At 45.4% G+C, this 7,306-nt stretch carries 7 protein-coding genes; 3 read left to right on the plus strand and 4 right to left on the minus strand.

Going from position 1 to position 7,306, the window contains the following annotated elements:
* The first annotated feature begins 242 nt into the window (after positions 1-242).
* Positions 243-647, plus strand: a complete 405-nt coding sequence (locus I8U18_RS13360; RefSeq protein WP_198064827.1) for a CDI toxin immunity protein — start codon at positions 243-245, stop codon at positions 645-647.
* A gap of 94 nt (positions 648-741) precedes the next feature.
* On the opposite strand, the gene I8U18_RS13365 is transcribed toward I8U18_RS13360, so the two are convergent.
* Genes I8U18_RS13365 through I8U18_RS13375 form a run of 3 tightly spaced genes read right to left on the minus strand, consistent with a single transcriptional unit; the run spans position 742 to position 3,814 of the window.
* Positions 742-1,257, minus strand: a complete 516-nt coding sequence (locus I8U18_RS13365) for a VOC family protein (RefSeq protein ID WP_198056577.1) — start codon at positions 1,255-1,257, stop codon at positions 742-744.
* Positions 1,258-1,277: 20 nt separating this feature from the next.
* Positions 1,278-2,420: a threonine synthase gene (locus I8U18_RS13370; RefSeq protein WP_198064828.1), complete on the minus strand. Its 1,143-nt coding sequence runs from the start codon at positions 2,418-2,420 to the stop codon at positions 1,278-1,280.
* Positions 2,417-3,814, minus strand: coding sequence for a dipeptidase (locus I8U18_RS13375; protein ID WP_198064829.1), 1,398 nt, complete (start codon positions 3,812-3,814; stop codon positions 2,417-2,419). The genes I8U18_RS13370 and I8U18_RS13375 overlap by 4 nt, the downstream gene beginning before the upstream one ends.
* A 402-nt stretch (positions 3,815-4,216) precedes the next feature.
* Here I8U18_RS13375 and I8U18_RS13380 point away from each other — a divergent pair, with 402 nt between their 5' ends.
* Together I8U18_RS13380 and I8U18_RS13385 are read left to right on the plus strand one after the other, a co-directional pair.
* Positions 4,217-4,621, plus strand: coding sequence for a GNAT family N-acetyltransferase (locus I8U18_RS13380; RefSeq protein WP_370589396.1), 405 nt, complete (start codon positions 4,217-4,219; stop codon positions 4,619-4,621).
* 210 nt (positions 4,622-4,831) lie between these two features.
* Positions 4,832-6,517 carry a hypothetical protein gene (locus tag I8U18_RS13385; protein WP_198064831.1) on the plus strand — a complete coding sequence of 562 codons (1,686 nt, stop codon included), beginning with the start codon at positions 4,832-4,834 and terminating at the stop codon, positions 6,515-6,517.
* Here I8U18_RS13385 and istB read toward each other — a convergent pair.
* Complete coding sequence (istB, locus tag I8U18_RS13390; protein WP_198064832.1) at positions 6,438-7,208, minus strand: IS21-like element helper ATPase IstB; 771 nt, start codon at positions 7,206-7,208, stop codon at positions 6,438-6,440. The genes I8U18_RS13385 and istB overlap by 80 nt on opposite strands.
* Positions 7,209-7,306 lie beyond the last annotated feature (98 nt).

Consider the following 7,306-nt stretch of genomic DNA (forward strand, 5'->3'; position numbering starts at 1 on the left):
GTCATGGAATCGGGATGTCGTCCATGGAAATGCGAAAAGCAGAGCGCATTGGCTTGGATATGCTATCATTCAGGTTGCTTCGATCTTTGTGGGACCGGGTACAAGAAGGATTACGAAAACTCCATATCTCCCAAACCGTCTCCAGAGTAAGAAGCAGCCTTTCCTCATTGTTCTAGCGAAGGATATGGAAAAGTTAATGAGGATTTATTTAATGCAATTCAATAGATAAAAGGGTGAGCGAGTTGACTTTACTTGATGAATGTATTGAATCCTTGGGTGAAGACAGCAACATTTTAACGAATGATGAAAAAAGTAAAATACTCAATATTTTTGAGGGTTCGTTTTCATTAACTGAATGGGGGCGCATTGATTGGGATCAAATTAGTAAGAGAGAAAAGGTGAATACTGTTAATGATATTTTTGCTTTTCTGGAAAGGCATTACGAAAATCTCAAGACGAAAATTTATATCATTTGGGATGCGGTAACTTTACCAATCATTCAGTCAGATTTAAAAAAGGTTTTTAGCGTCATTGATGATGTGACTGCTGTTAGCTTTGATACATGGATCTTTTCTCCAGAGTTAGGTTATGTAGTAGAAATATATCATGAGGGGGAAGTGATCGTTGGTATAAACAAGAAACCCTGAGAATGATCCAAGATTGGCGGAAGATGCCACCCGTCGAAATTGTGAAACGCAAAAGGGAGGGGTTACGTTCACCCCTCTCGGTTCCCGTGGCATTTTATTTTCCCTTCCCTTCGTCTTTTTGTTTGATTTGAACCAACTCAGACTTGATCTCGCGGGTTTGGTTTCGCCATTCGCTCATTGATAGGATCTGGTTGCAACCATCGGAGTTGGTGGGAAGATTGCAAATCAGCTCGAGATTGTTCCCGTCCGGATCGTCAAAATAAACGGAAGCATTCCCAAGATGTGGCCGAACGATCGGCTCGTTTGGCGAAAATCCATTGTGACTGACAGGCGAGATTCCTCGATCGGTCAGCCATTTGATCGCTTGGTCGATGTTCTCAAAATCCACCAGAAAGGCGACATGCCTTCCATTGCCCGGAAAGCTTCCCGGATTACGGTCGGGGGAGATTTCCGTTTTCCAGAGTCCCAAACAGCTTACGCGCGGGACGATCCAAAAAACGGCGACAGGATCTTCTCGAAACCATAAAGTTAAACCCAACTTTTCATAAAAGCTGATGGAACGGTCAAGATCCGTCACGGGTAAATGCGCTTCATATAACCCCTTTATCATATTTTCTCAATCCTCCTCTTCTAAATTTTTTTCAATCCCTGAGCCGTGCCAATAGCCACTGCCTGGTCTTCTTCTGACATGAAGTTTATTTTAATCAGCCGTTTTGCCGCTGCTAAGACGGCCGCCGAGGAGAGTTCCAGGTAGAGGCCATGGGCAGCCAGTTCTTTCTGGGCCATTTGCGCTTCTTCATCACTTGCGGCAACAGCCGTCCCCTCTGATTCGCGGATCGCCAACAACCCTTGGTAAGTAACCGTTGTCCCGGCGATCGACTTTAAGGAAGTTGAACCTGTAAATTCACCACGGTAGTCGCTTCCTTGCAAAACGCGTACGAGTCTTGGAAAAGGTTCTACGGCAACCATTTTGGGTAATTTTTTGATCCAACCCGACGCGGACGCTTCCTTCAATCCTTCCCAGACCCCCCACAGTAAATCTGCTCTGGAAGAAGGGACGAGGATAACGGAAGGAGAGCATCCTTTTAATTGTTGCACCAGTTCATAGGCAATGGTCTTATATCCTTGCACTCCATACATGTTGCTGCCAACTGGCGGAAACATATAGTTAGTCGCTGGGTAAAATCCTTGATTCTCTGCCAGCTCGCGCGTAAGTTCCCATCGCTGAAATGAATCGCTAACCATAACCAGTTGAGCTCCATATGCTTGAATAGACTTCTTTACGTCTTCATGGATGTCTTTGGTTGTGATCACCGTACACTGGAGACCGGCAAAGGAGGCATATGCTGCAAGGGAAATTCCCGCATTGCCGCTGGATGCAACCACCACGGATGATTTGCCCAACTGGAGCGCCCGGGCGATCACCAGAGGGCTCATCCGGTCTTTATGGGAACCGGTGGGATTCATGCCTTCGTTTTTCACCCAGAAGCGATGGATTCCCAATTGCTCAGCTAATCGATCCAAATGAATCAAAGGGGTATTTCCTTCACCTAAGGTAGGAACGTCCAAGAAGGGCAAGCGTTTATGCAGACAGGAGCTTGAGCTGTTCTCTTCCGTTAGTCCCTCATATTCCAATTTCATGCTGGCCGGGTACCCCAGCTCCAAACACCTGGGGCAGCCGGTTGGATATTCATCGGCTTCATAGCGCGAGCCACAACGGATACAAGAACATTCGCTCACTTGAGTGTTCCACACCCATCTTTGTTTCTTCATCGACTCTCCTCCGATTCCTTTAAAACAGAAGCCAAGTTGAGCCAGTAATCGCACAGCGTGAGTATGCCTTTTTCAAAATTGTCCAGGGAAAAATGTTCGTTCGGAGCATGCGCGTTGGCCGTTGGCGAGCCGAAACCCATGAGTATAACAGGGTATTTCAATCTTCGGTAAAGGTGCTCAACGATCGGAATCGATCCGCCGGCACGAACCAAACAAGCCGGAACCCCATATGCTCTCCCGTAAGACTCTGCAGCCAGTTGAATGAGCGGATGATGGATGGAAATGGCGTAGGGATGGCTATGCTCGCGAAACTTAATATCTACTTGAACTCCTTTTGGCGTATGCCGTTCAATATGTTTGCGGATGCACTTTTCAATGGTGGCGGGGTCTTGGTCAGGAACCAAGCGGCACGTTACTTTGGCATGTGCTTCACTGGGTATGATCGTCTTGATTCCTTCTCCCTGATATCCTCCATCGATGCCGTTGATTTCCAATGTAGGTCTCACCCAAACCCGCTCCAGAGTGGTATATCCTTCTTCTCCCGACAGTTCCGTCACACCGATTCTCTCCATCAGTTCTTTTTCATGAAACGGAAGGGAAAGCAGAGACTGCTTCTCCTCTTCAGTAATGGGAACCACATCTTCATAAAAGCCGTCAATGGTGATTTGCCCTTTTTCATTGCGCATGGAGGCAAGAAGTTGAACCAGCGCATGGATGGGGTTTTGTACCGCTCCCCCGTACATGCTTCCCGAGTGCAAATCCACGCGGGGTCCTTTCACATCGATTTGAAATCCAAGCAATCCCCTTAAGGCATAACAAATCGAAGGCTGATTTTCACTTAACATGGCGGTGTCTGATATGACAATTACATCTGAATTCAGCCTGTCTTTATAATGTTCCAGAAATGAGGCGATACTGGGACTGCCAATCTCTTCTTCACCTTCGATCAGCAATTTTACATTGACAGGTAAACGGCCTGTCGTTTTAAACAGGATTTCGAACGATTTCAATTGAGAGAAACATTGGCCCTTGTTATCGGTTGCGCCTCGGCCGAATAACAAACCTTCGCGAATTTCCGGTTGAAAGGGAGGCGAATCCCACAACTCAATCGGGTCTGCAGGCTGAACGTCATAGTGGCCGTAGACCAAAACAGTGGGCTTTCCCGGTGCGTGAAGCCAATCTCCATAAACGACGGGATTTCCTGACGTATGAATGAGTTGAACGTTTTCAAAACCAATCTGCCTTAGATGGTTTATCAAAAATTCAGCACATTTATTTATGTCTTGTTGATGCCCGGAAAGCGCACTGATGCTCGGGATGCTGATAAAATCTTTTAATTCTTCGATATACTCCGTTTTCCGTTCGGAGATCATCTGCTTCAGTTTGGTTAACAAATGAGACTCCTCCTCAAGAGTGTTTTCCCTTACAGTTTATCGTATAATGGAATCGATTGAAAAATTGAATTGTTTTATTATTACGATTTGCTTTTCCGATTATTATTGAATGTGCTTTGGAGGATGGAGCCATGGACTACGACCTTTTAACCGTTGCCGAAACAAAGAATTTTACCCGTGCTTCTGAACTGCTTTATGTAACTCAGTCCTGATAACCGCATTAAGAACTTGGAAAAGAGTTGCTTATAAGAACAAATCGTAGAGTGGAATTGACCCTGACAGGGCAAGTCCTTCTTCCTTGCCTTACGGTTGATCACAGGACATTCCGTAGAAATTACAGATTCGGTTTTAGATGGAGCTGTTGACCTTGGAGTGGTGTATCTTCCGCTGCAAAATCCGGAAATCGAGGTTATTCTGTTTCATTCTGAACCCTTTCAGCTGATAGAGGAGCAATACACGTTCGGCATTTTCCTCGTCGATACTGATGAGCTGATTGGCATTATTGAATTGACTGAAGTGGTCCGTGGTTCTTTGCAGTCATGTTGGCTGGGCTATTGTTTGGATCACTCGCACAACGGACATGGTTATACTACCGAAGCGGTGCGTCCGGTTGTTGACCATGCCTTTGAGATTCTCAAGTTGCACAGAATTGAAGCAGGAGTCATGCCACATAACATCGGGTCGATTCGGGTTTTGGAGAAGGTAGGACTCCATAAGGAAGGGCTTTCCAAGAAGAACGTGAAGATTAACGGAAGATGGGAAGATCATTTACACTTTGCTATCGTGAATCCAAATGATTCAGATTGACGATAACGCTTCAAAGGAGACCAGCCAAACGCTGGTCCTTTTAATATTCAAGAATATTAGCTTATGATATAATTTTCTTGATAAAAATGATAGAATCGTCATGAGATACGGTTTCATCATTTTTGCTGGACAGAGTTGACCCAAGGTCGAGTCTGTTTTTTTGCTCCCATATCAAATCATTTTTGGTAAAGAGGGGTGAACCTGTTACGGATGTCGAAATATTCTGTAACAGAAAAAATGAATACGTTTGTTTATCGATTCATGATCATCTTTCTTTTGACCTTTGTTAGTGTTGGCATTTTGGGAAGCGGTCGAGTCTTTGCCGATGGGGGAAGTTTTAATATTCCCCAAGTGAATGATCATTTTGATAAAGTTCAAAAAGGACCGGCGCCCACTTCACCTTCCCAGGAGGAAAAAGAGAATGAATCCAAGAATTGGTTTACAAAAGCAGTGAATTGGGCAGAGGAAAAGGTCTCCAGCGGTAAGGAATGGCTGAAAAAAACAGCTTACAGTACAATGGATAAACATTGGGAAAAAGCAAAGAAAGGCAATTGGTTTGCCGGAATCGCAGCAATTATCGTCTTGGCTTGGATTTTGCAATATAGCTTTTCTTTCGGGGTATTGAAAGCCGCTTGGGAAACAATCAAAGGGCTTGTCTACATGATCTTTCATCCCATTAAAACGATAAAAGGGATTTTTAATGCGGTTTTACACCCTGTTGAAACCGTAAAGGGGGCATGGAAACTCGTTTCCGAGTCGTTTAAACGGGATGTCATCCATGGAGATGCCAGCAGCAGGGCCGAATGGTTCGGTTACGTGGTGGCTTCCCTTTTTGGGGCAAAAGGGGTAGATAAAGCAGGGAAATTAAGTAAAGTATCCATGCTGAGCAAAGCTTCCCAAGCGGGCAAAGCCTCGAAAATGGGTCAAATGGGCCGGATCGGAAGAGGAATCCAATTCGTTCAAAAGACCGTTCAAAAACTCCACATCCCGCAAGCCGTCTCCAAAGTGAGGGGCGCCCTTTCTTCATTGCGGAAAGCCATCCTCAGCCATAAAGTCGCCGCTACGGTCATCACCGTTGCCGGTCTCGCTACCGGGATCATCGCCCACAATCCCGAGGCCTACATCCAGGCATTTAAACGAATTGCCGTAACTGCTGAAAAAAATGGAGTACCGCTTGCGTCGAAGTTAAAGCCTGCGGTGAAAGAGATTAGCGACTGTTTTACATTCCAACAGCAACCTCATGGGTATTTTGCAAATATACCGTTTTCTAACTGCCCTCAAAAACCAGCTAATTCTATAGTAACAGTTAAAACGCAAGAAAAAGGAAAATTTTTTCTTGCAAAAAACGGGAAGAAGATTATTGGAAAATTTTATGTAACAAAAAATGGTGCTAAGATCAAAGATGGATTAATTGTAAAAGTTAATGATATTCCAAAGTATCGACCCGCAACAGGCAAGGTTGATCTTGACTATGTAGCAAAAGTAAGAAAAGATCTTGGACTTCTTACTCCTACTGAAGAAGCAGAATTAATGAAAAAGAGAATACTAAGGAATGAATCAACTGTTGCCGTTCTCGAATCAGATGGAGTACAAATATGGGGAAGAAGTAGTTGGAGTGAAGACGTACCAAACGGATATTCTGAACTTAGAAAAGAATGGTTTTATAACAGACCCTCAAGACCAAAAAAATACGAAGATCGATTGAAACTAGCAAAACAGGGTGTGAGATTTAAAGGTACTAATAATAGTACTGTCAACGCCGGAATTAAATTAACCCACTTCAGCCGGTTTAAAATTGACCCATCCCGGCGTTTTGTCACTCAGACTCTGAAGAGCCTCCATAAGCTCCTGACTTCATCTTTTCACGTAATCGGTAACTGTTACCTCGAATGTTAATGACATGAGAATGATGCAGTAATCGGTCCAGAACCGCTGTGGCCAGAATCGGATCACCAAGGAGCTCTCCCCATTCCCCAAAGCTTTTGTTACTGGTGAGTAGAATGCTTCCACGCTCGTACCTGGCGCTGACCACTTGGAAGAACAAGTTAGCTGCCAAACTGTCCAAGGGAAGATAGCCCACCTCATCGATCACGAGAATGCGAGGCCTTACATAAATCCGCAACCGTTTGTCCAACCGGTTTTCTTCATAGGCCTTACGAAGATCCTCAATGAGATGTGTCAGGCTCACGAAGTAAACGGACAACCCCTTAGCGATGGCCTCTATGGCCATCGCAACGGCCAGATGGGTCTTTCCAACTCCGGGAGGTCCCAGAAAGATCAGGTTTTCATTCCGTTGAACGAAGGCCATCGTTGCCAATTCCCGAATGAATCGCGCGTCCAGACTCGGCTGAAATGAGAAGTCGAACTCATCCAGGCTTTTCCGGTAAGGAAGACGTGCCAACTTGGTCCGAACCTCCAGGTTCCTGCGCTTGCGTTCAGACAGTTCTGCATCCAACAAATCCCCAAGAAAAGCCAGGTATGTGCTTTGGTTGTTTTGCGCAGCCTTCAGCCGCGCATCCAAGAGTTCGGATGCTCTTTGGAGACCCAATTCTTCCAGACGGTGGCGGACTTGCTCCAGTTCCGTCATGATCTCGCCCCCATCAAGCTCTCATACACCTCGAGTGAGCGCACTTCCACTTCGTGATGCGGGATTTGTTTTGCACGCGGTCGGGGGACAGGGAGTCC

This window comes from Thermoactinomyces sp. CICC 10522, from assembly GCF_016055075.1.
Lineage (GTDB): Bacteria > Bacillota > Bacilli > Thermoactinomycetales > Thermoactinomycetaceae > Thermoactinomyces_A > Thermoactinomyces_A daqus.

Coding starts and splice junctions, on each gene's coding strand:
- I8U18_RS13385 (WP_198064831.1), top strand. CDS start 4,832: ATGTCGAAATATTCTGTAACAGAAAAAATGAATACGTTTGTTTATCGA.
- I8U18_RS13370 (WP_198064828.1), bottom strand. CDS start 2,420: ATGAAGAAACAAAGATGGGTGTGGAACACTCAAGTGAGCGAATGTTCT.
- istB (WP_198064832.1), bottom strand. CDS start 7,208: ATGACGGAACTGGAGCAAGTCCGCCACCGTCTGGAAGAATTGGGTCTC.
- I8U18_RS13365 (WP_198056577.1), bottom strand. CDS start 1,257: ATGATAAAGGGGTTATATGAAGCGCATTTACCCGTGACGGATCTTGAC.